Below are 23588 nucleotides of genomic sequence, written 5' to 3' on the forward strand. Positions count from 1 at the left end.
TTTAGCTTCCGCACTTCTTTTTGCTTTTTAATCTTCTGGCACCGGCGGGAAAAAACGAACCTTCTGATTTCCTCCATAATGAGCAATCGGACGCTCAAGATGGAGGTTTTTCGGTAAAAAGCTGGCCATTGAATTTTTATAAATTTCCCCGTTGATGTATTGAAGCTTCCAAGGTAAGTGTTCAATATCCACTCGAATCAATCGGCTTACAGGTTTGGTCCACAAACAATAACGTTCCGTCAGCCATTTCTCAATGAAAGTCCGTCGGATGGACCCGGATGCTATTTCATAAGTTAAGCTCAAAGATTCAGGAAATGAATTTTTATGGGTTCTTCTGCTTTTAAAAACAGTTTTTCCGTTTTGCTTGTGCATTTTCATTTGTGCATGGCGGTACGGCAGAAAACTTCCTGTATTTGCTGTTTTTACGGCTAGCATGCTGTCTGCATCCAAAGAAAAAAAGTAAACTCCTGGATGATCTTTGTATTTTACATACGTCCTTACATTCAGCTCCAAATAAGACCGGACGCCTGGAATAGGCGGAGTGAATCGCAGACGAGTTCCTTTTGCTTCAAATAAGACGACGCCAATCCAGGCAAAACCGTCATATAAATCAAGTTCCAGTTCAGCAGGAAGATGCGCACGCACCCACTCCTTCTCTACTGGCCAATGCAAAAACACCACGTCATGCCATTCTTGAGTCATTGCCCATGGCTTTTTTTCCACTACATCACCTCATCCGCAAAAGAAACAAGCCTCTTACTGGAAGAGGCTTGTTTTTGTTTATTTTAACTCTTCTTCCGGAATCGTATTATGGGCTTCCGGTGGAGCTGGTTTTAAAATAGGTCTTTCACTTAATGGTTCAGGTTTTTGAACTGTAATTGGGTGGCCATCCGGAGCCGGCTGGTTTACCCATGGCAATTGTGAAGCGGTGCTCGTTTCAGTATTTGTGTAAAGAATATGTGAGAATTCCGTCGCTTCCCATTCAGGCGGCAGCGTTGACGGTACAATCGGCCCTTCTTTGGCTTCCATGTCTTTAATTGCCGCAAGCCACTGGTTCTGGTGCATTGTATCGCGCGCTAAAAGGAAAGAGAAGAGATCTTTTACGCCACGGTCATCCGTCATGCTGTACAAGCGTGCTACTTGCAGGCGCCCTTGCGATTCAGCGTTGACGTTGGCCCGGAAGTCAGCCAATAAGTTGCCGCTTGCTACAATATATCCAGCATTCCACGGAACTCCATTGCTGTCCTTTGGAGAAGCTCCAAGTCCGTGCACGATTGCGTGCTGAGGATTCATGCCGCCCATGATGGCACCGACAATCGGATCAGCTGCAGCTTTTTCCTGTTCATAGACTGGAGCCCCCTCAAGCAGGCGGGCAACTAAAGTGGCTAAGAGCTCGATATGGCCGAGCTCCTGTGTCCCGGTATCCATCAGCAAATCTCTGTATTTCTCGTTTCCTCTTGTGCTCCACCCCTGGAATAAGTATTGCATCGCTACTGTCATTTCACCAAACTGTCCACCGATCAATTCCTGTACTTGCTTGGCGAATACCGGATCCGGAGCTTCCGGTTTAGCATGATATTGAAGTTCGCTTCTGTGAAAAAACATAGACATAACCTCCTGAATGGATTTTTTTAATTATCTTTGAAATTCGTTGAGTCGGAGTCGATGCAGCCATCGCAGTCAGATCCCTTTTATCCCGGATGACCACCGTCGTAGTCAGAATCATTTCCACCGGCATTGAATTTTTTATTGCTTGTTTTCTCGTTCACGGTTTCTTTAGAGGAAGTATTTATTGGTTGTTCTCCATTTTTCCCGGAATTAGTTTTGTCAGCCTCAGAACTATATCTGTTCTCTCCTGACTCTCTTCTGTCATCTTCCATTCTTTTCATTTTTGCTTCATGTTCTCTTTGTTCCTTATCCACGTTGTCAACCTCCTTCCTTTCGATTGAAATGCATATTATCTGAATACCCCGCCATTTTCACTTAAAACCATTTTCTGTCTATCGCTAACTGAATCGTACAAAAGTCTTGTGATTTTATTGCCATAAAAAAACAAGAAGGTAAATGAACAACCTTCTTGTTTGTTATTGAATTAATCCACTTTCAATTCTACCTCGATGTTTCCTTTTGTCGCTTTCGAGTAAGGGCATGCTTCATGAGCTTTCTCTACCAACTCTCTGGCCTTCTCTTCGTCCACTCCCTTTACTGAAACATTTAGAACAGCGGCAAGTTTAAAGCCGTTATCGGCTTCATCCTTCAGAAAGCTAACGTCCGCTTTGACTGAAGTGCTAGTCAGCTCTGTTTTTTCCTTTTTGGCGATAGCGTTTAACATGCCATCGAAACAGGCGGCGTATCCAGCTGCAAAAAGCTGTTCAGGATTTGTCCCTCCTCCAGGACCTCCCATTTCTTTCGGCGTTTCAAGTTTAATATCAATCATATTATCTTCCGAAACCACTCTTCCTTCTCGTCCCCCGGTAGCTATTGCTGATGTCTTGAATAATTCTGTCATTTTACCATCTCCTTATTTTTAATTTTCAAATAATTAGACGAACAATTCAAACGTACTAGTTTTAGATCAACTAGTCAATAGTTTTGATTATCTGCTGGAAATTTAGTCCAAAAGAAGCGTTCCTCCTTCTAAGTTTCAGGTTTATCGGAGAGGGTAAATGAACAAATAGACAATTAGATACTCTGAGGAGGAAGATACGATGGCAAAAGTGATGGCAGTTCTATCAAGTGGATACGCAGACGAAGAAAACAATTATGTAACAGGCTGGTGGGCTGAGGAGTTATTTGCACCTGTCCTTGCCTTGCAGGAAGAAGGGCATATAGTGGGTCTTGCTTCGCCTAAAGGCGGGAAACCGGTTGTGGATCCAATAAGTCTCAGTGAAGATTATGATCCGGAAGGCAAATATAAAAAACTGTACGAATCCGGCATTGCCGATAAAACCACACCTATTGTAGATGTTAAAGCGAGTGATTATGACGCCATTTTTATCGTTGGCGGGCATGGAGCCATGTTCGATTTGGCCCATAATGAAGATCTGCATGCTATTATCAATATTGTTTACGGACAGGGTGGTATTGTAGGAGCAGTCTGCCATGGACCCGCTCCCCTGGTCAATACAAAACTTCCAAATGGCCGCGGCATTCTGGAGGGCTTAGATGTCACTGGCTATCCAAACAGCATGGAACCGGAAGAAGTGCGCGGCTTGCTTCCATTCAGCCTGGAAGATGAACTGCGCAAAATCGCTAATTATAAAGCTGAAACCCATGAAAAGGAGTACGTCGTCTGGGGCAGTGAACAAATCTTGACCGGCCGGGACCCTCAGTCCTCCCCATTATTTGGCAAGGAACTGGCGAAAAAGCTGACAAGCATCGAGAAAAAGGAGGAAGAGAAATTTTTTGATTAACCCGATAACTTTAGGGTATGTATTTTATATAGAGTAAAATGGGGAGGTTGTAGCATGAGCGATAAAGAGCCAAAAGAAAAAGAATATATGAAAGCCAGCAAGGAAACGTTAAAACACCCGCCCGAAAAGAAAGAAGGCTTGGAAGAACCGAGAGTCACAGGCTATAAGCCCATTCAAATCGGCATCGTCATTTTTGTTATTATTGTGTTGATTATCGTAATCATCGGCATCAGTTCGAATATGTGGGGACTTTTTGGCTGACTGCTTTCATTCAATTGGTTTTCTATTTTCAGCTGCAAGCAAAAAGCTTTTCGCATCGATGCGAAAAGCTTTTTTTACAGGCTTTCTGTTAATTCAATTTCAGCTTCCACCAATTCTCCGCCACGGTAAACTTTTACTTTCAACGTGTCGCCGATTTCGGTTTCATTATATAAATGCTGGCGAAGTTCCAATACCGAGTTCACCGGTTCTCCATCCATTTCGACAATTACATCATATGGCTGAATTCCAGCTTTGTCAGCACCCGAACCTTGTGCCACTTCACTCACGACCACGCCTTCTGTCACGTCAGCCGGCAGCGATAACTGGCCATTCCGGTATTCCTGTGGAACAGCTGATAAGTCCATGATGCTCACTCCGATAGACGGGCGCTCCACTTCTCCTTTGGTTTCCAAATCTTCGATGATCGGAATAGCTGTATTGATTGGAATTGAGAAGCCGATCCCTTCTACCGCATCTTGGGCTATTTTCATCGAGTTGATCCCTATTACTTGGCCTTGGCTGTTGATCAATGCACCACCACTATTCCCGGGGTTGATTGCTGCGTCAGTTTGCAGGACTTCAGCCTGCCAGTCTTCCGTTCCATCGCCATTGATATCGATTGGAACCAAACGTTCAGTTCCGGAAATGACACCGGTTGTTACCGATCCTGAGAATTGAAGACCGAGTGGATTACCTATGGCAATGACGGGTTCCCCCGCTTTCAGCACCGAAGAGTCTCCAAATTCCGCGACTGTTGAAATGCTATCGCCATCAACTTTCAATACTGCCAAATCTGTCCAGACATCAGTTCCAAGCACTTCTGCATCCAGTTCAGTTTCATCTGCTAAAGTAACCTTCACTTTTTCCGCGCCTTCAACCACATGATTATTGGTAACGATATACGCCGCTCCGCCATCTTTTTTATAGATTACACCAGACCCAGTTCCCGCTTCTTTCGCTTCTGATCCAGCGGTTGGCATAAATGGGTTCGGCTGGGCTGTTTTCATATTGGTCACTCCAACTACTGCTCCCGAAGTAGCTTCCACAATTTCCGTGACATCCGTTGTCACAATATCCGAAACGTTTTGGACGCCATTAGCGGTTTCTACGGTTCTCGGCTGATTTTCAGCTGACACATCCGCATCTGTATATTCTGGAATCACTACCCCGACCAGCAATGCCCCGGCAATCAATCCGGTAAAACTGGAAGCAAAATAGCCGGACCGTTTTTTCTTTGGTTCACTTGAATTATAATATCCCATATCTTCTCTCTCCTTAAGTTAGTTTGTTTTCGATTTCATATGTCTCTTTTTTCTCAGTCAGCCAAGAAGCAAATTTGGTATTTAAGGCTTCATTAAACAAAGTCTCTTTGATCTTTTCTTTGCTGTTTTCTAAAGTCGCTTCTTGCGCTTCTTTTTTATCCGTCACCTTAATGATATGGAAGCCGAATTCTGTTTCTACCGGTTCACTGATTTCATCCACGTCCATGGCAAAAGCCGCTTTTTCGAATTCAGGTGCCATTTTCCCTGTACTAAACCAACCGAGTTCACCGCCGCTGTCTGCAGTAGCAGCATCAACTGAATATTCTTTTGCCAAAGCAGCAAAATCTCCGCCATCTGCTAACTTCGCCGCAACTTCATCGGCTTTTTCTTTTGTCTCCACTAAGATGTGGCTCGCTTCGACTTGAGCCGGCTGATCAAGGCTATCTTTGTTTTCTTCAAAAAAGGCTTTGATTTGCTCATCCGTTATTTTAATCTCCGGTCCAATCAGCTTTTCGATTTTCATATACATTTCTATTTCCTTTATCAAATCATCCTTTGTCAATCCGCTTGATTTCAATACGGAAGTAAGAGCTTCTTTTCCGCCATAAGCTTCCTCATAAACTGCCATCTCTTTCTTGAGTTCTTCCTGCGTCACTTCAATATCCGCTTTTTCAGCTTCTTGGTTAACAATTTCGTTTGTGATCATAGCATTGAGCGTTTCAGCACCTGACGTTTTCACCATTTCTCCATAAAGTGCATCCCGTCCAATCTCTTGCCCGTTCACTGTTGCCACCGCTTCGCTCGGTGCAGAACTTGCTACCAGAAAAACCGCTGAGGCAATCACTGCGCCGATTGCTATATATAATGCTTTTTTCATCCTCAACCCTCTTCCTTCATCTCGTTAAATAAAGCTTAACAAGCAATTATGAATAAACTATGACCAAACTTTTAAGAGATATGTAAAGTTTGCACAAATAAAAGTCAATTAGAAAAGACCTGAAAGCACAATGCTTTCAGGTCTTTCGATGATTCACTCTATTTCTGGCAGAGCTGCAGATTTTTCTTTATGCGGCAGGTGAATGGTAAACTTTGTGCCTTTGCCTTTTTCACTTTCCACCCGAATGTCTCCGTCGTGCAATGCGACTAACTGTTTGACAATCGAAAGCCCAAGCCCGAACTGGCCGCTCCCCCTTGATAAATCAGATTTGTAGAAGCGCCGCCAAATCATATCGATTTCTTCCACATCAATCCCAGCACCGCTATCCTGCACTTCGATGACCATAAATTGCGGTTCATGGAATGCCTTCAATAAAATCCGGCCATTTTCTGTAAATTGAATACTGTTTTTCACGATATTCGTCAGTATTTGAATAAGGCGATCCATATCGCCGTAGATCATTTGGTCCGGCTCTGTTTCTACTTCAATGACGTTGCCTTTCTCAGCTGCCTGCATCTGCAGCTGTTCCTGGATGATTTCCAGAAGTTCATCTGCTTCGATTTCTTCTTTCGCCAGCGTTACTTGGTTTGAGCGAATCTTTTCATAATCCAGATTTTCATTAACCAGGCGCATCAGGCGTTTCGTTTCATCGCTCACGAGCCGGATGCCTTTTTCCCGCTGGTCTTCCTTGATCATATTGTTGCGAAGTCCTTCAATCACTCCGGCAATCGTTGTCAGAGGTGTGCGCATCTCATGGGAGACGTCTGCCATGAATTGGCGCCGTCTGTTTTCCAGCCGCTCTATTTCTTCATTGGATCGCTGCAACTTATTCGCCATTTTATTGAAATCTTTTGCCAAATCGCCGAATTCATCAAAATGGGATTCCGGCAAGTTGACTGCATAATTGCCTTCACTGATCATAGCCACGGCTTTTTGCATGCGCTGAAGACGGCTGACATGCAGTTTTGACAGCAATAAGCTGAGCAGCAGTGCTACCGCTAGTGCAATAAGAATGGTGGTCAGAAGCGATTTATTGAGTTCTGAAATCATTTCACTTGTACCGCTGATTGGCGATGCCAAAAGCACGCCTCCAATCAACCGGCCATTTTCTACATAGGGCAACGCCACAAAGGTAACGGTATATTCAAAACGCTGGACATCACGGTTGACGACCAAAGTTTCTCCTTGCTCAATAACGTTCCATTCTTCCTGCGTCAGTACGACCGGCGGAAAATTTCCGGAAGAGGGGTAAAGAATCCGGCTTTGCTGATCAAAGACAATGAAATTGATGTTTCTTGCCTCCAAAATCGACACATATGATTGCAGTCCTGAACCCGGCCGCGGGCTTTCAAGCTCTTCAAGAATCTTTTGTCCATAGCTTTCGAGCTCTTCCGCTTTTTCCTCATAGGCAAATTCTTCGACGTACTGGACAAACAATAAACTCAAAATCAAAAAAGCAATGAGCAGAATGCTCAAATGGCTGGCAATAAGCTGATAGAAATATTTAATCCGTGTGTTCTTCAAATTTATACCCTACTCCCCAAACGGTATGGAACAACGTGTCGCCGCCGGATATTTTCTTGCGGAGCCGCTTGATATGGACATCGACTGTCCGTTCATCTCCATAAAATTGATAGCCCCATACTTGTTCAAGCAACTGTTCACGGCTAAAAACCTGCTTTGGATGCTGCAGGAAAAATACAAGCAGATCAAATTCTTTCGGTGTCAGACTTTGAACCTGTTCGCCATCTTTCTGCACATCTCTTGTTTCTTTATTGACCAAAAAATGCTTTGTTTGAATCGTATCCGATACCGGTTCTGTTTTTTGGGATCTCCGCATGACCGCTTTAATGCGAGCCATTAAAGTCAACGGACTGAACGGTTTTGTGACATAATCATCCGCTCCCATTTCAAAACCGATCACTTGATCTGATTCACTGTCTTTGGCTGTCAGCATAATGATGGGTACGGAACTTTCTTCTTCTCTTATTTTCCTGCAAAGCGTGATGCCATCCATTCCTGGCAGCATCCAGTCAAGAATCAGCAAATCATAATCCCCCTGCTGGTATTTCTTATATCCTTCAAGTCCATCTGCAGCGAAATCTCCCGTTATTCCTTCTTTCGAGAAAAACAATTCCAGCATTGAACTTACACTCGGGTTGTCTTCCACCACCAAAATTTTCATATCCAACCTCCGTCTCTTCTTTCTATAAAAGTAAAACACATCTTAATAAGACGCAAGCCATTAGGAAAAGCGCAAGTGCCCATGTAGATTCGACGGGCATAAGACGGCCCATCGAAACGGCGTGTTTCTGCCGTACAGATGGGTTGGCTTATGACCCTAGAATCTGGGCACTGGAGCTGGACATAGGAAAAGCGCAAGTGCCCGTATAGCCCCGACAAGCGCTGGATTCAAGGAAAATAAAAAACCGCTCTTTAAAAAGAGCGGTCTCCAATCATTCACTTCACGCTTTTTTCTCACGCGTCCGATATTTTTCAAACAGCTCACCGATCATCTCATAATCGATGGCAATATTATTCTCATAAGCATATTTAACACCATAGCCAAGCGCCAGCGTCATTGCTGAAGCAACGGTTCCGCCTATGACCGAACCGGCACCCGGAATGAATTTCAATGCTTGGCGATAAAGTGTATGCCCGATTGTCTGTGTAGCTGTAATGACAATCATGTCTTTCGCTGCCTTTTTGCTAAGAGGCTTATCATAGAGCTTCGACAACTTGATAATTAGCCCTACTTGCAAGGAAGTAAGAGGAATCACATCAGACCCGGGAATCGGTGATGCACCGATTACCCCTGCAGAAACACCGGAACCGATAATCCAGCGGTTGGCAGCAGAAGATTTTTCTTTCATGCTTTTAGCGAAGAGCAGGTCTTTTCCCTTCTTTTCGAGCAAAAAAAGAATTTCCTTCTTCAAGTTTTCAAGGTTCTCACCTGTTTTTGAAGAAATGGCGATAACTTTATATTTATTTTTTGTATGATTTTTTACAAATTGGATAATTGATGGAATGTCTTCAGCGGCATCAATTTTGTTCAGCACAATGAGAATGTCTTTATTGTGCTTCTCGATTGCTGTAAATTTCTCTTTTTCACTTTCCGAAAACACAGTTCCGGCTGCATTCAGGAAAAACAGTACGACATCTGATTTCTGAACAAACTCAAGCGTCTTTTTCGGATTTTCATCGTTCGGGTCGTTAAGGCCAGGTGTATCCATGAATTTGATGTTTTCCAGCCCGCGGATATTATAAGGATCTACGCTGATAGTTTCACCCGGCATAGGGTTTGTGCTGGCGATATTTTCACCAATGATTTTATTGACTGTCGATGACTTTCCAGCGTTCACTTCCCCAATTAAGGAGATAAGCAAGTCCTGTTCGAGCATGTCGTTCACTTTTTTCATTTCATTTTCAAACATCGCATCCATCATTTGGCTAACTTCTTGTTCAAACTCTTTTACCATTTGGCGTTCCCCCTTTTCGATCTTTACTGACTATTATAATCAATTACTGTGTCTCTGTGTGATTTTCAGTCTTGGATATAAGGTTTAAGCAAGCTATCCCCATATTCCAAAAGCACTTGTACATCGCGGATATGTTTTTTAGTCTCGCTATTTTTGCCTCGCTCTTCCATCGTTTTCAAGTTATACAGCATATCCGGCAGTTTTGCTCCCGGTGCTTTATACAGCTGTTCAGACTGGATGAATGATCCTCCTGGCATATAATAGCGCATGCCAAGCAAATTCTTCTCATACTGGAACAAATTATGGCCCATTAACGGCTCGTCGTACTCGACTCCAAGCAGCGACAGCACAGTTGGCATAATATCCACTTGGCCACCAAGCTGCTTCATTTCCGCCCCTTCAAACAGGCCACCTCCGGTCATGACAAGCGGAATCGTATATCGTTCTTTCATGGAGTACGGATGGCCAAGGAAATCATTCATTAGGACCTCATCTTCTAAAGCAAGGGGAGATCCGTGGATGCCGGAATGATCACCGAATATGACAATCAGTGACTCATCAAACAATCCTTCATCTTTCAGTTCCTGGATAAAGACGCCCACTTGTTCATCTGCATACCGGGCGGCCTGCAGATAATTGCCAACATGCGTACCTTCATATTCAGCCGGCAAATCCAGATATTGCATGTCTTCAGGCATCAGAAACGGGGTATGGCTTGTCATCATGACGATGTTGGAGTATATGCGGTCGTAGTTTTTCAATTGCCGTGGAAGTTCGCCAAGAGCAAAATCTACCAGCACTTCATCTGCCGGCCCAAAACCGACTTGTTTGATGTCCGGTATATCTTCAATCGAAAACACTTCATCAAATCCGAGGACGGGATACAGGACATCCCGATTCCAGAACTCTATATCATCAGCGTGATAAGTTGCCGAGCCATAGCCCTTATCTTCGAGCGCATGCGCTAGTGAAGGCACTTTGTTGCCGTTCAGCTGATTAACGATAGGCACCATCCCTTCGGTATACAGCCCAGTATTCACAATCCATTCGGCGTCAGAGGTTGTGCCGGCACCGATTTGCTGAAAAACATTGGAAAAATAAGCACTTTCCCCTAATAGCGCATTGATATTCGGGGTGATTTCCTGTCCGTCCAATGATTTTCCAACCACAAAATTCTGCATCGATTCAACTTGTACCACAAACAAATGGCGGCCTTCCGCCAGGCCGAAAGTCTCCTGGCTATTTACTGGGATGAATTCATTCCCTTTTAATTCTTCCAGTTTTTTGGGGGATAATTTTATTGAAGAGGCATGAGCTTTGTCATTTACTTGCTGGTACATTTGAACAAGCTGAGACTGTGCATACCCATTTTCCTTTGCAAAATATGAAATGTCTATAATGGGCTGTTTTATGGCATAAGCTGTTGTGATGGCACTTACGGCCGCAAATCCGATGACGGCGTATTTGAGTGCAGTTGTCCGGGGAAGCTTACGCCATCTGCGTCTCACAAAAGCCAATAGGAGCAAATCCATGAAAAACAAAAAGTCTAAGGGGTTGATCAATAGCAGAATCGTTGTGCCCACCGTACTTGACTGCGTTGTCTGCTGCAAATCGTAATAGGAGGGGATGGTCGTATAATAGCGGCTGTATAACGTCACTGCAAAGAAAATGCCGGAGACAAGAAAACTGTAGATCCAAACGGTAAGCCATCTATGCTTTTTAAAAATCAAAAGTCCCATCGCCAAAAGGAGTGCCCATACCGGAAACTCGACAAAAGCAATATGCCCGATGGACTTCGTGTCAAAGATCAGCATTCGAAACGCACTCACCTTGATAAACAAGAAGAGAAAAAGCAATAAATACGGAATTGTCTTTGTTGTTTTCATGAGTTCCACCTCCCATTCAGCTGATGATTAAACTAATGATATATTTTACAGGTTTTAAGGAACGGGAAATAATAGCCGGACTCATCATCCGGCCATTTTTTATACATATATTATAACTGCATTAAATCAAAATCTAAAACAAAGTCCTTTATCAGCAAGCCTCTATTTTCACTTCCACATTCTCATCATCTGAAGTGTTCCCTCATCAATTTCCACTTTGTAAACATCTGGATTTGAAAGCTTTACCCATTCCTCGTATCCGTAGGATTCATCGATTCGCTTCAATATCAGCCCCAGCAAATTGCCGTGAGTTACTAAGACACTGCGGTCAGAAGCCGCTTTCAGCACTTCCATGGCTCTCTCAGTCGCCTCGAGGCCGGACTCACCACCTGAAAATTTCAAATCCAAATCATGGAAAGACTTTCTTAACCGCTCCATCCAATCAGGCACATCTTTAGAACTCAATACACGTTCAGCCAAACGGTCATCAATTTCAAGACGAAGGCCCAGCTTTTCCGCTGTCGGGTCAATAGATTGAATAGCCCGTGTGAACGGGCTGGATATGATTCGGTCTATTTTTTGGCTTTCGAAAAAACGCGCGAGTTCACGGGCCTGATTTTCACCTTCCGGAGTCAATACAGCACTCGGATCCTGCCCCTCTGCTTTGCAATGCCGAACTAAAAAAATTGTCTTTTTCATATGACCCTCCTAATTTCCTTTTGCGGCGCTTTTATTAGATTCATTATAAGTCTTTATGAAAAATCCGTCTGTTTTAGACCATTCGGCATATAAAATTTCTCTAATGTCTTTAAATCCTTCCTTTTCCAACTCTGAATAAAGCCATTCTTTCGATTTACCGACATACTTTAAAATCCCTTCATTGATTTCGCCTTCGTCAACGAACAGGAACGTCAAAGAGTCGTCTTTTGTTTTAATGCCGAGCATTTCCGGTGTGACACTGTCCTTTTCAGCATACTTGCGCAAGCTGATTGAACCCCCTGGTTCCAGATACAGATCACGGACTTCCCGCAGCGAAAACACTCCATGTTCACGGAGCATGGTTCTGAGCTGCTCCATTTCCAAATGGTTCTTGTTCAGTTCTTCTACCATGAATTCCCCGTCCTGAATCAGAATGGATGAGTCTCCTTTAAGCAATACCCGCACTCTATCGTATTTTTCCGAAAGCTTTTCAATGCCAAACAGCATGATTCCCCAGACAGCTGCTGCAAACCAGACATGCAGCCCTGAAACTTTATCGTCGTAAATACTTTCTTCTAAAATACCGCCCAAAACAATAGAGTAGATAAAATCAAAAGGAGTGAGCTGGGACATCTCTTTTTTCCCGAGCAATCTTGTGACTACAAGCAATGCCACAAGTCCGAAAATCAATTTTATCCCAATATCAACATACGTCATACCCTTCTCCTCCAGTCAATTATCCTATATTGTTCTATAGTAACCCCTTTCCCCTTTCTATCGCTTTTAAGCTAATTAAAAAAACCCAGGACCATTAGTCCCGGGTTTCGCTTTAAAGTTTTTTCATCAAGTTTGCCATTTCAATCGCACCAGCTGCTGATTCCCAGCCTTTGTTCCCGGCTTTTGTTCCTGCACGTTCAATTGCCTGTTCAATTGAATCGGTAGTCAAGACGCCGAAAATTACGGGGATATTTGCTTGATCGCTTGCTCTTGAAACACCTTTTGCCACTTCGCTGCAGACAAAATCGAAATGCGGCGTAGCGCCTCTGATAACCGTGCCCAATGTAATGACCGCATCGTAATTGCCGCTTGTCGCCATCTTTTTGGCAACCAGCGGGATTTCAAATGCTCCTGGCACCCAAGCAATCGAGACATCGGAGTCAATTACGCCATGGCGTTTTAATGCATCTTGCGCTCCGCTTAGCAATTTGCTGGTGATAAATTCATTGAAACGCCCGACCACAATGCCGATGCGCAATCCTTCGCCGTTTAAATATCCTTCAAAATGTACCGTCATGTCCAGTTCTCCTTTAGAAATTCAGCAAATGGCCGAGTTTCGATTTTTTGGTTTTCATATAAGCTTCATTATCTTTATTGGTCGGCATTTCGATTGGCAGCCGTTCAACGACTTCCAAGCCATATCCGCCAATGCCCGCAATCTTTCTCGGATTATTCGTCAAAAGCTTCATTTTTACGATTCCCAAGTCCCGCAATATTTGCGCACCGATTCCATAATCGCGCAAATCATCCGCAAATCCAAGTTTTTGGTTGGCTTCTACCGTATCATAGCCTTGGGACTGGAGCTCATAGGCTTTCAGTTTATTGATCAGGCCTATACCGCGGCCTTCTTGGCGCATATACAATAACACGCCAGATCCTGCTGCATTGATTTGTTCCAGTGCTACGTGCAGCTGTGGGCCGCAGTCGCATTTATGGGAACCGAAGACGTCTCCGGTCAAGCATTCGGAATGGACGCGGACCAGAACGGGCTGTTCCGGATCAATATCCCCTTTTACAAAAGCTACATGATCTTGTCCTGTTAAAAGTTCCGTATAGCCTACGGCCCGGAATTCCCCATATTCAGTTGGAAGAGTCACTTCCACTTCCCGTTTGATCAATTTTTCATTCTTGCGTTTATAAGCAATCAAATCTTGGATAGTCAATATCCCTAAGCCCAGGCGTTCCGCTACTTTCTGCAGATCGTCAACGCGGGCCATGGTGCCGTCCGGATTCATGATTTCACATATGACACCTGCCGGAGCAGATCCTGCCAGTTTCGCTAAATCCACTGCCGCTTCCGTATGGCCGGCACGGCGCAATACACCGCCCTTTTTTGCAATAAGCGGAAAGACATGGCCAGGACGTTTGAAATCTGCAGCTTTGGCGTCAGGATCCAGCATACTTGTAATCGTATGCGACCGTTCAAAAGCACTAATTCCTGTAGTGGTATCTCTGTGATCGACACTTATGGTAAAAGCTGTTCCATATTCATCCGTGTTGTTATCAGTCATTAAACCGATTTTTAACCTTTTCGCAATCGTTTCTTCAACCGGCACACAAATCAAACCGCGCCCTTCAGTTGCCATCAAATTAATTATTTCCGGCGTTGCATGCTCTGCGAGCGCGACAAAGTCACCTTCATTTTCACGGTTCTCATCATCAATGACAATAACGGCTTTGCCATTCTTCAAATCGCGAACAGCTTCTTCTACAGTATAGAACATCTTTTTCGCCTCCATCAAAATCCGTTTTCAGCCAGCCAGCTGCGAGTCATTGCCGGCTTCGCTGTCTGAATCCGTTCTGTGTATTTCGCAAGCAAATCGCATTCGATATTAACACGTGAGCCAATTCCTTTTTCCCCTAAAAGAGAATCTTCCTGTGTAGTCGGTATTAAGGAAATGGTTATCGTGTTCTTGCCAAGTTCAAAGATCGTGAGTGAAGTGCCGTCCACTGCAACTGATCCTTTGAGCATCATATATTTCATCAGCTCCGGTTTGACTTCAATCACTTTCGTTAACGCATTCGATTCTGTTTTTACAGAACGGATAACACCAACGCCATCGATATGTCCGCTGACAAAATGGCCTCCGAAACGGCCGTTAGCCGGCATGGCACGTTCCAGATTGACACGGGAACCGCTTCTCAGTTCCGACATCGTAGAAGACTTGACCGTTTCAGGGATAACATCGACCGTAAACGTATTGTGCGTAAAAGTTGAAACTGTCAGACAGACTCCATTTATCGAAATGCTGTCTCCCCGTTTAACATCTTCTAAAATAAGCGAACAGGCGATTGTCAGTTCCATTGCCTGCGGCTTCGCACGGAGGGAGGCAACTTTGCCCACTTCTTCTACTATTCCAGTAAACACTTGTGTTCACGCTCCTTTGAAAAAGCCGTAAAGCTTTTGTCTAGCCATGGGAACTTTATTGAATTGTATGTAGCAAATGCTTTGACGGTCCGCAGCATAAAGGCTGAAGGCGCCACTCGGCATATAAAGCCGAAAAAAGTAAAACAAAATGGGTTCTTTCCACCAAGGGGCAGTCGGGTGGCTAGGAAAGGGTAATAAAGAGGGTTGTAATAAAATTATTGAACATGCACTTTAGTGATCGATTCGTTTCCATCATTGCATTAAAAAGCCGGATCTTTTAAGCAAAAATAAATTTCCATCGAACAGAAAAAATGCATAACGAAAAAGCCTCAAATTCTTCTCCCATCCAGACTTTAACTGTCGGTGCTGGATTTACACCAGCTCCACCGTCTATGAAAAATGAAAAGCGCAGGCGCATGTCTAGCCCTGACAAGCGCTGGAGGGCTTGAAGGACACGGCGTTTTTTGCCGTGACCTTCAGACCGAAGCGACCTCGAGGGGCTATGCGCCGGAGCTGGACACTGAAAAGCGCAGGCGCATAGTGCAGCCAACTGCTCATTATTCATAGATCGGGTCACGGACTTACAGTTTCCTGCTCACCGCCGGTAAGGAATTTCACCTTGCCCCGAAGAATTGATTCGACTATTCGTTCTACTAATAGTAGCATAAATTGAAGAATAGTCAGCAAATATTTGCTTTATTCATATTGGAGGTTGAAAAATGGCACATTCTTTGACAGTAAAAGGAATCAATGTTGATGCTGAAACACGCTGTGCGCACTATCATTCGGAAATCGATCGCATCGCTATCAAATTTTTCTGCTGCGGCATTTACTATCCTTGCTTTGAATGCCATCAGGCTGTGGGATGCGGGAATCACCAAATTTGGCCAAAAGAGCGTTTCAACGAAAAAGCCGTCTTATGCGGTGCATGCGGCCATGAATTGACTGTTCAGGAATACCTTGACTGTGCATCATCATGTCCGGAGTGCGGCTCTGGTTTTAATCCTGGCTGCAGTTTGCATAAGCATTTGTATTTTGAATAGTTTTCTTCTGTGCAGCAATTTAAATGGCAGGTGTGCAATGGCATACTTCGTCCCAAACAAAAAAAGAGAACATCAACTGTTCTCCTTTTCTGAATCCACTCTCAAACACATGACAATCTGCTCGCCTTTAGACCGCATCAGCCGCCTGCCGGTATCTTCGAATCCGGCTTTCTGGTATACCCGCTGAGCTGCTGCATTACGCGCATTGACGCCAAGGACAACTTCATTGAATTCCGGAAATTCTTTTCGGATAAAGTCGGGCAAAGCATAAATTGAACCTGTAGCAATGCCGCGGCCCTGGTATTTCGGATTGACCGAATATCCTCGGAGCAACAGTGCTTTCGGGTTATTCGAATACAATTTGCGGTCGTCCGATTCATCCAGTTCAAAAAAGCCGGCCACTTCATCACGCGCTTTTATGATAATCAGGTGCTTATCCGGATTTTTGGCATCCCGCTCGATAATGTCCTGCGGCAGGCCGGTAAACTCCAATTGATCTGACGGCAAGCTATATTCGACAGTCACCTTCGATGTATAAGGGTGAAGAGTGACTTCTTTCTTTTTGATCACTTCAAACGCCTCCTTGCAAAGTAGCTACCACCTGTTAAGCAAAATGGTTCTCGTATAGTCGTTCGCATTTCTTTTAAATTTTATAATCGGATACAATCAAATGCTCTGTTGCTTGCGGTATTTTTTGTAAAGCCTCTTTCAGAAAGTGTGGATGGAGATCCACTTTCCCAACATCTTCAAGCGGTATCCACTGGTATGTCAAATGATCGCCTTCGGGTCCAAAAAAGGGTTCAGAGCGATAGAGTTTTTCTCCTGCCTGACTATGTACCAAATAGTAAAAACCCAGCTCATGGTATTGTCTCTCTTCATATGTAAAAAAGTTTTCTGTAACCCATAATATACGCTTTGCCTCTACTTCTGCATCCAGTTCCTCTCTAAGCTCCCGCTGCAGACAAGTTTTGGAATCCTCCAGCATCTGTGCACGTCCCCCCGGAAGCGCCCAGTGGGATTCTTTTGTTTGCTTATGCAGCAAAACATGGCCATTTTCTATCCAAACCGCCGCTACCCGGTAATTGAATACCTGATTGCCGAATTAAAATGTTGTATCCATTGCACACCCCTTATTCTTTTTCCAATGTGATTGCCACAATTTCCGGCAAATTGAACAGCCTAATTGGAAAACCGCTATTTCCAAGTCCTCGGCTTAATACCAGCTGTGTATCATTTTTGCGAAAAATGCCTTCCGTCATCGTTGGAAACCATCCCTGTCCCGGTGCAATTAAACCGCCAAGACCCGGAATGCGCAGTTGTCCGCCATGGGCATGCCCTGAAAAGACCACATCAATTTCTTCCTCTACATACGTGCTGAACATTTCAGGTCGATGCGCCAGCAATAAAGTAAAGGCATCTGTCAGCCCGGCCTCTTCTATTGCTTGATGCGTGAAGTCTTCTTCTGAAAAATCCACATCCATTAGCGGATCACTAATCCCCGCAATTTGAACCGTTTCTCCTTCAATCTCCCATTGGGCAGTTTCGTTCATCAAAACGGTTACGCCTCTTTCTTCTAAGGCAGCTGTAATTTCATCAAGCTTATTTACCGATATTTCATGGTTTCCAACAACAAAATACACTTCGCTCATCTTCACGAGTGCCTCGACCAACGTTAAACTGACATCCAAATCATAGCGGTCACTATCAATCAAATCTCCGGTAATAAAAATTGCATCCGGTTTTTCCGTTTTCACTTTTTCAATAAGCGAAGATTGGTCCTTGCCAAAACTGGCATTGTGCAAATCCGAAATCTGGACAATTTTCTTTCCATCAAAAGCTGCCGGCAATTCTTCAGATGCTATCGTATATTCCGTTGTCACAACCCACTTATTATTGATCCAGACAAAGGCCAAAATAAAAAAGACAAAGGCCAAAAATACAATTAATTTTTTCATCTATGCGTTACCTCTATTCAATCTTGATCAAATCAATAGGCGTGATTATGCCCGTCAATTCTTCCTCTTTCTTTCCATTTCTAGTAATGAGGAGCGCTTCTAGACGCCCGCCTTTCATCACGGATTGCTTGAATATTTCTTCCGCTTCATAAACAGATGTGTTTGAAGCGATAAAACGATGGTTTTCTCCTGCTTTCTCATGCTTTAAAATATCATTCATCGTTGTTATTTCCCGGGAAATGATTTTTTCTTCGACTGTCTGTGCAAGCCATCGCGCAATTCCTGCAGCAGTAATCAATCCAATGAATTCCTCTTCCCGATAAATTGGCAATTGCATAAAATTGCGTTCCCTTACAATTCGCAATACTTTCGCCAAGCTGTCTTCCGCATCAAAGGTATGTACTTTCCTTGCGAACATCGTCCCGACAGTGACCGGCTGAGACAGCAACAACTCTATATGCTCTATCAATTCTACAACTTCAATGTGCGGTTCGGCAATTACATACTCAGCTGCTGTGCGATGATGGACAATGGCGTTGCGGAGATCGGCGAATTCCCGAAGGTCATCCTCGTATTTTCTTACTGTAGCGTCGTCTTTTTTCGCTAAATCAATCGCTTTGAAAAAAGTGATATAGCTGGCGCCCCCGATGATATCCTTCAGGTTTTTTTCAATTTTGTTAAAGGCTACGATAAAACGTGCGGAATTCTGGCTAGGCAAACCGGCCACCCCTTTCAGCAGCTACAATTTCAATTTTCAACCGATCCGGATCTTCCATAAAAACTGCGTAATGTTCAGGGCCACCTGCATAAGGATGGCGGTCTTCATATAAAATCCGCACTCCTAATCCTTTCATCTTCTCAGTCAAGCTCTCCACTTTCTCCCGTGATTCTGCATGAAAAGCCAAATGGTTCAATCCAGTCGTTTTGCGATGGTACAGCCGGTGTGAATATTGCCTTTCTGTTTGCACAAACACAATGTAAGTAGAGCCACTTTTATAGCTAAATCCCATTGGCCAATTTTGGTATTCCACATACCCAAGTTCCGAAAGAAGAGCGCTGTAAAATTTTTTTGATGCATTCAAATCTGAAACATTTATTTCTACATGATGCAGCAAATTCACCCACTCCTTTTTTTCAGTTTAACAGACTGAAAGCGAAAAGTTCGAGCCTCAAAAGCTGTTCTTTCTGACAGCTTTTGAAATTTGCCGTAATATAAAAGCCACTGCCTTTAAGGCAGTGGCTAAAAAGTTATACTTTTGCTTTTGAAGCATTGTATTTGGACATCCAAATACCGAAACCGATCATCGCCCAAATCAGGAGCACAGTGATTCCTATGGTCCACCAAAATTCACTATTATCTGGCCCTTCAAGCAGCCACATGGCCGCATAACCCGGAATTTTAAGCGGTGAAAGAGTCCAGTAGGCACCAAGCAGACCATCTGCGAGCTGAAAGACGATAATGAGCAATAATGACACTGCCGCTGCCAGTCCTGCATTTGGCATGGCTGCACTTAACACCAGCACAAAAGTCACCACCAATAAGATCCATAGACTGTAGGTGCCGGCAAATTGGATAAATTCCATCAAACCGATGGCCTCAAATAGCAGCATTGTGTAATAATAAGCCGCAATCAGCCCTAGCCATACACTCAAAAGACCGACCACACTGGCCATTAGCCATTTGCTCAGAAAATAAGCACTGTACGATAACGGCCTTACATATAAAAGAGTGGCGGTGCCATTTTTCCGTTCTCCTGCAATGGCTCCCATATAGGCGAGAACCAGAACCAGCAGTCCAACCAATTGATATTGTCCCATTACGGCTGCCAAAATCTGTTCTGGCTCAGGAGGCGGGATATCGATTACCGCTCCTTCAGGCAAATTACCCACAGAATCCAAAATTTGCGGCAAGAAATAATTTGTCAGAGGCTCAATAATGCCAAATAGGATAAAAACAATGGGGATCCAGAACACTTTGTAATTCCTGAGATTTTCCCGCCATTCTTTTTTCAGTAAAACGCCGAATTGTTTCACTCCGCACCCGCCACCTTCAAAAAGATTTCTTCCAGTGTAGCCTTTTGCCGTTCTACACCAATAACTCCGTTCGCATCCGATGCAAGAACAGATAGTATATCCTTCATCTGCGGTCCGTTTTCATCAATCGGCAAAACAACAGAAGCACCTTCCGTTACCGCAAGCCATCTATTTCCTGCAGCGAATCTACTGGCATGGTCGGCGTCTTGGAAGCGAATGCGGATACTTGGTTCAGCGTACCGTTCTTTGACTGCTGCCAATGACCCTTGTTCCACCAATCGCCCTTGCTGCAGGAATAGCAATTGGTCGGTCATTTCTTCCGCATCATTCAGAATATGGGTTGAATACAAAATGGTCGTATCATGCTGCAAGGATTTTAACAGATTCATAATTTCTCTGCGGCCTGCCGGGTCCAGAGCAGATACCGGCTCGTCCAATAGCAGAAGTTTCGGTTGATGGACAATTGCCTGGGCAAGTCCAAGGCGCTGCTTCATGCCTCCTGAAAATGTTCCGGTTTTTTTGTTCATGGCGGAACCCAATCCCACAAATTCCAAAGTTTTAACTGAGCGGCCCCTAACATCTTTGCTTCTCATTCCGCTCAGCCGCGCTGCCATCTCCAGAAATTCCAGAGCAGTCAGCCAGGGAAATAATTGAGGGTGCTGAGGCAAAAAACCGATGCCTGATTTATAATTCAAGCGGACGGAACCGCTTGTTTGCTTCAGTAAGCCGGCAAGTATCGACAAAGTGGTTGTTTTTCCAGCTCCATTTGGTCCGATCAATGCAGTGGATGTCCGTTGTTCCAATGAAAAAGAAAGTTCTTTGACAGCCAACTCTCTTCCATAACGTTTCGTCAGGTTTGTCACTTCCAAGATGTTCAATAATTCCGCCTCCCGATTGCCAGATACAAAATCGGCCCTAGAATATTGATAAACACGATAATGGCTCCCCACAGCCATTTCGGCCCTTTTGGATTCGGGTTTTTAATCAAGTCGATTAATGTGAAAACCATCAACCCTAATTGAATCACTATAACCGGCAATAGCAGCATCAGCAAAGTCGTTTGATCCATTCTCTTTCATCCCCTTTACGCTTATATCAATAATGCAATAGCTAACAGTACAACGATTGGCAGCAGCACATAAAGCCAGCTTTTCGGATTTCCAAAATTGATGGTCCATCCGACTCCAAAGCGTTTTTCCACCATCACTGAAGGGTCTTCTTTATTGACATAAAAAATTCCCGCCTTCCAATGTTCGTCATGGTCCGCATCAATAACCCCGGGTTGCGGCTGTTGTTCAGCAGCAGCTGAAGCACTTTTGACCACTTTAAATGTATAAAGAGCCGCTCCTCCAAGTACCAAAATAAGAAAACCTATGATCAACGCCATGTTCCAAAGAGCGCTTCCGAGTTCCGGATGAATAATGGACAATTGAAAACTGCCCAGCAGCAGCGTTGCAGAAACTGTAGTGATGAACAATAGCCAACTTCCGTATTTGCGGGAAGCCAACTCCCTTGCCCGCGACTGCTGTTTTTGGCTGGCACTTATTTTGGCCCCGCTTGTTTTTCTCGCCTGGTTCAAGAAATAAAACAGCACTTGCATCATCAACAGCACCAGCAAAAGTGAGATGCTTGAGAAAATGGTTTTGTCTGTAAAGCGGTCAGGTGTTCCGCCTGGTCCCCAATGGACCGGAATTTGATTCGGCAGGCTGCCATATTGGCTGATGGTATAGAAAATCAATCCAGCAGTGATTAGCATAGGCAGCAAAAAGGCAATTCCGGACACCATTTCCAAATCATTCCGGAACTGCAGATCCACCACCACTTTTTCTTTTTTGCCTACTGTCCATCCTTCTTGCAATTTTTCGTTTTTCACTTTCACATGATTGATGAGATACAAAACCATACTGAATAATAGAAGTGACAGCTGAAGCCCGACGCCCCATAAAGCCGCGGCTTCTTCAGTCGTTTCCATCACACTGAATGCAGCAGCATAGCTGACAGCAGCCACTAAGCCGGCAAGCAGAACCCATATGGCATATCTTTTTTTCAAAACTTTGAGTGTCTTTTTTTGGGTATACTCCTGTGGTACATAAATTCCGAACACTTCCGTTCTTTTTACTAAAAAAGGAACAAAAGCTTGAACACCAATGATCAGCACCATAACGGCAGCCATAAGAAAGACCGTCATTTTACTCCCCCCTGTATATTGCGTATCAATTTTCCAACCATTTTCTCCATTTCTTCTTTGTTTAATTTGAGACATAAAGCTTCTGCCAAAATCGGCCGCAACTCCTGCTCAATCCGCTCTTTTTCTTCTGCTGTCGCTTCCCGGATGCCATGCGGATGAATAAAAACACCCTTTTTCGGAATGATTTCAATAATTTTCTTCTCTTCCAGATAATGATAGGCTTTATTGACCGTGTGCATATTCATGCCAAGATCAGCTGCAAAAGCCCTTCCTGAAGGCAAAGGTGAACCTGGAGGCAGTTGCCCATTTGCCACACCTTCCATTATTTGCTGGGCTAGCTGCATATAAATCGGCACTTCTGATTGCGGTTCAATTTCAATAAACATTTGCTCACCTCTTTGTTCTATACAATATAGAACAGTTGTTATACACATCATATAACAGACATGCCCCATCGTCAATCGCTTGCAATAAAAAAAGCTGAGGCATTATTTGCCAAAGCTTTCCTCAGAATTTTATTTAGTTACTTTGTAAACAGATTCATGCTGTTGAAGTTTTTTTACAAGTTCAATTTCATTCTTTATATTTTCATCTCGAATGACAAATGTATAAGCCGAAACGTTTTTACCATTATGGGCTTCGACAGATTCAATATGAAAATCCATGATGACCACTTTACTTTCTTCAAAAAGTCCGCTGATGGATGAAAAAACATCTTCCCGGTCTTCTGCAACGACTGAAATCTCTTTCGGGTTATGGGAAGGAAGGTATTTCGCTTCAAGCTTCCCAAGAATCGATAGCGCAGCCAATACAATTACTGTGGTTAAAATAGCGACAAAATACATGCCAATCCCGACAACCAGGCCTAGTCCTGCCGCTACCCAAATCGATGCCGCTGTCGTCAATCCCTTTACTGAGCCACGATGCACAATGATTGTTCCCGCTCCCAAGAAACCGATGCCGCTAATTACATAGGATGGGATCCGTGCAGGGTCATAGCGGATGGCATCGCTGTCCCGTTCCAGAAATGCATCGAATCCAGTGACCGACAAAATCATCATCAGACAGGATCCGGTGCCGACAAGCAAATGTGTCCGGAGACCTGCAGGCTGCTGGCGCGCTTCCCGTTCTACCCCAATCAACCCACTCAGAAGAGCGGCAATCAGCAAGCGAATGACGATACTCAAATAATCTCCAGGCAGAAAATCCATCAGCTTTCCTCCTGACCGTCTTATTCCACTTTTTTTCTTTTACTTCAGTTTACCCGAATATATTTTTATCAGTCT

The 23588-nt window shown here is 44.0% G+C and carries 28 protein-coding genes and 1 pseudogene; 3 read left to right on the forward strand and 26 right to left on the reverse strand.

Annotation, left to right across the window (positions count from 1 at the left end):
* Positions 1-27: 27 nt before the first annotated feature.
* The 4 genes from AC3AQ9_RS09765 to AC3AQ9_RS09780 form a co-directional block, all read right to left on the reverse strand.
* Positions 28-723, reverse strand: coding sequence for a YqjF family protein (locus AC3AQ9_RS09765; protein WP_488307278.1), 696 nt, complete (start codon positions 721-723; stop codon positions 28-30).
* Between the two features lie 57 nt (positions 724-780).
* Positions 781-1605 carry a manganese catalase gene (locus tag AC3AQ9_RS09770; RefSeq protein ID WP_488307279.1) on the reverse strand — a complete coding sequence of 275 codons (825 nt, stop codon included), beginning with the start codon at positions 1603-1605 and terminating at the stop codon, positions 781-783.
* Positions 1606-1691: 86 nt separating this feature from the next.
* Positions 1692-1922: a hypothetical protein gene (locus AC3AQ9_RS09775; RefSeq protein WP_488307280.1), complete on the reverse strand. Its 231-nt coding sequence runs from the start codon at positions 1920-1922 to the stop codon at positions 1692-1694.
* Between the two features lie 170 nt (positions 1923-2092).
* Positions 2093-2509: an organic hydroperoxide resistance protein gene (locus AC3AQ9_RS09780; protein ID WP_488307281.1), complete on the reverse strand. Its 417-nt coding sequence runs from the start codon at positions 2507-2509 to the stop codon at positions 2093-2095.
* A 199-nt stretch (positions 2510-2708) separates the two neighbouring features.
* On the opposite strand from AC3AQ9_RS09780, the gene AC3AQ9_RS09785 reads away from it, so the two are divergent.
* Both AC3AQ9_RS09785 and AC3AQ9_RS09790 read left to right on the forward strand, forming a co-directional pair.
* Entirely contained in the window at positions 2709-3413 is a 705-nt protein-coding gene (locus AC3AQ9_RS09785; protein WP_488307282.1) for a type 1 glutamine amidotransferase domain-containing protein, read from the forward strand.
* Positions 3414-3467: 54 nt separating this feature from the next.
* Positions 3468-3674 carry a hypothetical protein gene (locus tag AC3AQ9_RS09790; RefSeq protein WP_488307283.1) on the forward strand — a complete coding sequence of 69 codons (207 nt, stop codon included), beginning with the start codon at positions 3468-3470 and terminating at the stop codon, positions 3672-3674.
* A gap of 74 nt (positions 3675-3748) precedes the next feature.
* Here AC3AQ9_RS09790 and AC3AQ9_RS09795 read toward each other — a convergent pair whose 3' ends face one another.
* The 11 genes from AC3AQ9_RS09795 to ribE form a co-directional block, all read right to left on the reverse strand.
* Complete coding sequence (locus tag AC3AQ9_RS09795; protein ID WP_488307284.1) at positions 3749-4936, reverse strand: S1C family serine protease; 1188 nt, start codon at positions 4934-4936, stop codon at positions 3749-3751.
* A 13-nt stretch (positions 4937-4949) separates the two neighbouring features.
* On the reverse strand, positions 4950-5813 hold the full coding sequence (locus AC3AQ9_RS09800) for a peptidylprolyl isomerase (protein ID WP_488307285.1): 864 nt from the start codon (positions 5811-5813) through the stop codon (positions 4950-4952).
* A gap of 153 nt (positions 5814-5966) precedes the next feature.
* Positions 5967-7397 (reverse strand): ATP-binding protein, encoded by a 1431-nt coding sequence (locus AC3AQ9_RS09805; RefSeq protein WP_488307286.1) that lies wholly within the window; start codon positions 7395-7397, stop codon positions 5967-5969.
* Positions 7378-8058, reverse strand: a complete 681-nt coding sequence (locus tag AC3AQ9_RS09810; protein WP_488307287.1) for a response regulator transcription factor — start codon at positions 8056-8058, stop codon at positions 7378-7380. Before AC3AQ9_RS09810 ends, AC3AQ9_RS09805 begins: the two co-directional genes overlap by 20 nt.
* Positions 8059-8338: 280 nt before the next feature.
* Positions 8339-9352 (reverse strand): GTPase, encoded by a 1014-nt coding sequence (locus AC3AQ9_RS09815; protein ID WP_488307288.1) that lies wholly within the window; start codon positions 9350-9352, stop codon positions 8339-8341.
* Positions 9353-9417: 65 nt separating this feature from the next.
* Entirely contained in the window at positions 9418-11238 is a 1821-nt protein-coding gene (locus AC3AQ9_RS09820) for an LTA synthase family protein (protein ID WP_488307289.1), read from the reverse strand.
* Between the two features lie 168 nt (positions 11239-11406).
* Complete coding sequence (locus tag AC3AQ9_RS09825) at positions 11407-11937, reverse strand: histidine phosphatase family protein (RefSeq protein ID WP_488307290.1); 531 nt, start codon at positions 11935-11937, stop codon at positions 11407-11409.
* A 9-nt stretch (positions 11938-11946) separates the two neighbouring features.
* Entirely contained in the window at positions 11947-12654 is a 708-nt protein-coding gene (locus AC3AQ9_RS09830) for a DUF421 domain-containing protein (RefSeq protein ID WP_488307291.1), read from the reverse strand.
* A gap of 112 nt (positions 12655-12766) precedes the next feature.
* A complete protein-coding gene (gene ribH, locus AC3AQ9_RS09835; protein WP_488307292.1) occupies positions 12767-13231 on the reverse strand; it encodes a 6,7-dimethyl-8-ribityllumazine synthase in 465 nt (154 codons plus the stop codon).
* A gap of 13 nt (positions 13232-13244) precedes the next feature.
* On the reverse strand, positions 13245-14438 hold the full coding sequence (locus tag AC3AQ9_RS09840) for a bifunctional 3,4-dihydroxy-2-butanone-4-phosphate synthase/GTP cyclohydrolase II (RefSeq protein ID WP_488307293.1): 1194 nt from the start codon (positions 14436-14438) through the stop codon (positions 13245-13247).
* Positions 14439-14452: 14 nt separating this feature from the next.
* Positions 14453-15082 carry a riboflavin synthase gene (gene ribE, locus AC3AQ9_RS09845; protein WP_488307294.1) on the reverse strand — a complete coding sequence of 210 codons (630 nt, stop codon included), beginning with the start codon at positions 15080-15082 and terminating at the stop codon, positions 14453-14455.
* Positions 15083-15801: 719 nt separating this feature from the next.
* On the opposite strand from ribE, the gene AC3AQ9_RS09850 reads away from it, so the two are divergent.
* On the forward strand, positions 15802-16125 hold the full coding sequence (locus AC3AQ9_RS09850) for a CHY zinc finger protein (RefSeq protein ID WP_488307295.1): 324 nt from the start codon (positions 15802-15804) through the stop codon (positions 16123-16125).
* A 72-nt stretch (positions 16126-16197) separates the two neighbouring features.
* On the opposite strand, the gene AC3AQ9_RS09855 is transcribed toward AC3AQ9_RS09850, so the two are convergent.
* The 11 genes and pseudogenes from AC3AQ9_RS09855 to AC3AQ9_RS09905 form a co-directional block, all read right to left on the reverse strand.
* Positions 16198-16695, reverse strand: coding sequence for a GNAT family N-acetyltransferase (locus AC3AQ9_RS09855; protein ID WP_488307296.1), 498 nt, complete (start codon positions 16693-16695; stop codon positions 16198-16200).
* Positions 16696-16768: 73 nt separating this feature from the next.
* A pseudogene (locus AC3AQ9_RS09860) lies at positions 16769-17188 on the reverse strand (NUDIX hydrolase); the annotation flags it as partial.
* A gap of 67 nt (positions 17189-17255) precedes the next feature.
* Positions 17256-18080 (reverse strand): metallophosphoesterase, encoded by an 825-nt coding sequence (locus AC3AQ9_RS09865; RefSeq protein ID WP_488307297.1) that lies wholly within the window; start codon positions 18078-18080, stop codon positions 17256-17258.
* A gap of 13 nt (positions 18081-18093) precedes the next feature.
* Entirely contained in the window at positions 18094-18798 is a 705-nt protein-coding gene (locus tag AC3AQ9_RS09870; protein ID WP_488307298.1) for a CBS domain-containing protein, read from the reverse strand.
* Complete coding sequence (locus AC3AQ9_RS09875; protein WP_488307299.1) at positions 18791-19195, reverse strand: VOC family protein; 405 nt, start codon at positions 19193-19195, stop codon at positions 18791-18793. The genes AC3AQ9_RS09870 and AC3AQ9_RS09875 overlap by 8 nt, the downstream gene beginning before the upstream one ends.
* 133 nt (positions 19196-19328) lie before the next feature.
* Complete coding sequence (locus AC3AQ9_RS09880) at positions 19329-20114, reverse strand: ABC transporter permease (protein WP_488307300.1); 786 nt, start codon at positions 20112-20114, stop codon at positions 19329-19331.
* Positions 20111-20992, reverse strand: coding sequence for an ABC transporter ATP-binding protein (locus AC3AQ9_RS09885; RefSeq protein ID WP_488307301.1), 882 nt, complete (start codon positions 20990-20992; stop codon positions 20111-20113). The genes AC3AQ9_RS09880 and AC3AQ9_RS09885 overlap by 4 nt, the downstream gene beginning before the upstream one ends.
* Complete coding sequence (locus AC3AQ9_RS09890) at positions 20989-21183, reverse strand: PLD nuclease N-terminal domain-containing protein (RefSeq protein ID WP_488307302.1); 195 nt, start codon at positions 21181-21183, stop codon at positions 20989-20991. Before AC3AQ9_RS09890 ends, AC3AQ9_RS09885 begins: the two co-directional genes overlap by 4 nt.
* Before the next feature lie 21 nt (positions 21184-21204).
* Positions 21205-22302 carry a DUF1648 domain-containing protein gene (locus AC3AQ9_RS09895; RefSeq protein WP_488307303.1) on the reverse strand — a complete coding sequence of 366 codons (1098 nt, stop codon included), beginning with the start codon at positions 22300-22302 and terminating at the stop codon, positions 21205-21207.
* Positions 22299-22688 carry a GntR family transcriptional regulator gene (locus AC3AQ9_RS09900; protein WP_488307304.1) on the reverse strand — a complete coding sequence of 130 codons (390 nt, stop codon included), beginning with the start codon at positions 22686-22688 and terminating at the stop codon, positions 22299-22301. The genes AC3AQ9_RS09895 and AC3AQ9_RS09900 overlap by 4 nt, the downstream gene beginning before the upstream one ends.
* 129 nt (positions 22689-22817) lie before the next feature.
* Entirely contained in the window at positions 22818-23513 is a 696-nt protein-coding gene (locus AC3AQ9_RS09905) for an MgtC/SapB family protein (RefSeq protein ID WP_488307305.1), read from the reverse strand.
* Positions 23514-23588: the final 75 nt, after the last annotated feature.

This window comes from Planococcus sp. VCh962 (genome assembly GCF_057748275.1).

Bases quoted from the DNA above. Each gene is read 5' to 3' on its own strand.
- AC3AQ9_RS09790 (WP_488307283.1), top strand. From the start codon at position 3,468: ATGAGCGATAAAGAGCCAAAAGAAAAAGAATATATGAAAGCCAGCAAG.
- AC3AQ9_RS09840 (WP_488307293.1), bottom strand. From the start codon at position 14,438: ATGTTCTATACTGTAGAAGAAGCTGTTCGCGATTTGAAGAATGGCAAA.
- AC3AQ9_RS09830 (WP_488307291.1), bottom strand. From the start codon at position 12,654: ATGACGTATGTTGATATTGGGATAAAATTGATTTTCGGACTTGTGGCA.
- AC3AQ9_RS09850 (WP_488307295.1), top strand. From the start codon at position 15,802: ATGGCACATTCTTTGACAGTAAAAGGAATCAATGTTGATGCTGAAACA.
- AC3AQ9_RS09770 (WP_488307279.1), bottom strand. From the start codon at position 1,605: ATGTTTTTTCACAGAAGCGAACTTCAATATCATGCTAAACCGGAAGCT.
- AC3AQ9_RS09895 (WP_488307303.1), bottom strand. From the start codon at position 22,302: ATGACGGTCTTTCTTATGGCTGCCGTTATGGTGCTGATCATTGGTGTT.
- AC3AQ9_RS09795 (WP_488307284.1), bottom strand. From the start codon at position 4,936: ATGGGATATTATAATTCAAGTGAACCAAAGAAAAAACGGTCCGGCTAT.
- AC3AQ9_RS09810 (WP_488307287.1), bottom strand. From the start codon at position 8,058: ATGAAAATTTTGGTGGTGGAAGACAACCCGAGTGTAAGTTCAATGCTG.
- AC3AQ9_RS09865 (WP_488307297.1), bottom strand. From the start codon at position 18,080: ATGAAAAAATTAATTGTATTTTTGGCCTTTGTCTTTTTTATTTTGGCC.
- AC3AQ9_RS09780 (WP_488307281.1), bottom strand. From the start codon at position 2,509: ATGACAGAATTATTCAAGACATCAGCAATAGCTACCGGGGGACGAGAA.
- AC3AQ9_RS09900 (WP_488307304.1), bottom strand. From the start codon at position 22,688: ATGTTTATTGAAATTGAACCGCAATCAGAAGTGCCGATTTATATGCAG.
- AC3AQ9_RS09905 (WP_488307305.1), bottom strand. From the start codon at position 23,513: ATGGATTTTCTGCCTGGAGATTATTTGAGTATCGTCATTCGCTTGCTG.
- AC3AQ9_RS09785 (WP_488307282.1), top strand. From the start codon at position 2,709: ATGGCAAAAGTGATGGCAGTTCTATCAAGTGGATACGCAGACGAAGAA.
- AC3AQ9_RS09800 (WP_488307285.1), bottom strand. From the start codon at position 5,813: ATGAAAAAAGCATTATATATAGCAATCGGCGCAGTGATTGCCTCAGCG.
- AC3AQ9_RS09820 (WP_488307289.1), bottom strand. From the start codon at position 11,238: ATGAAAACAACAAAGACAATTCCGTATTTATTGCTTTTTCTCTTCTTG.
- AC3AQ9_RS09890 (WP_488307302.1), bottom strand. From the start codon at position 21,183: ATGGATCAAACGACTTTGCTGATGCTGCTATTGCCGGTTATAGTGATT.
- AC3AQ9_RS09815 (WP_488307288.1), bottom strand. From the start codon at position 9,352: ATGGTAAAAGAGTTTGAACAAGAAGTTAGCCAAATGATGGATGCGATG.
- AC3AQ9_RS09825 (WP_488307290.1), bottom strand. From the start codon at position 11,937: ATGAAAAAGACAATTTTTTTAGTTCGGCATTGCAAAGCAGAGGGGCAG.
- ribH (WP_488307292.1), bottom strand. From the start codon at position 13,231: ATGACGGTACATTTTGAAGGATATTTAAACGGCGAAGGATTGCGCATC.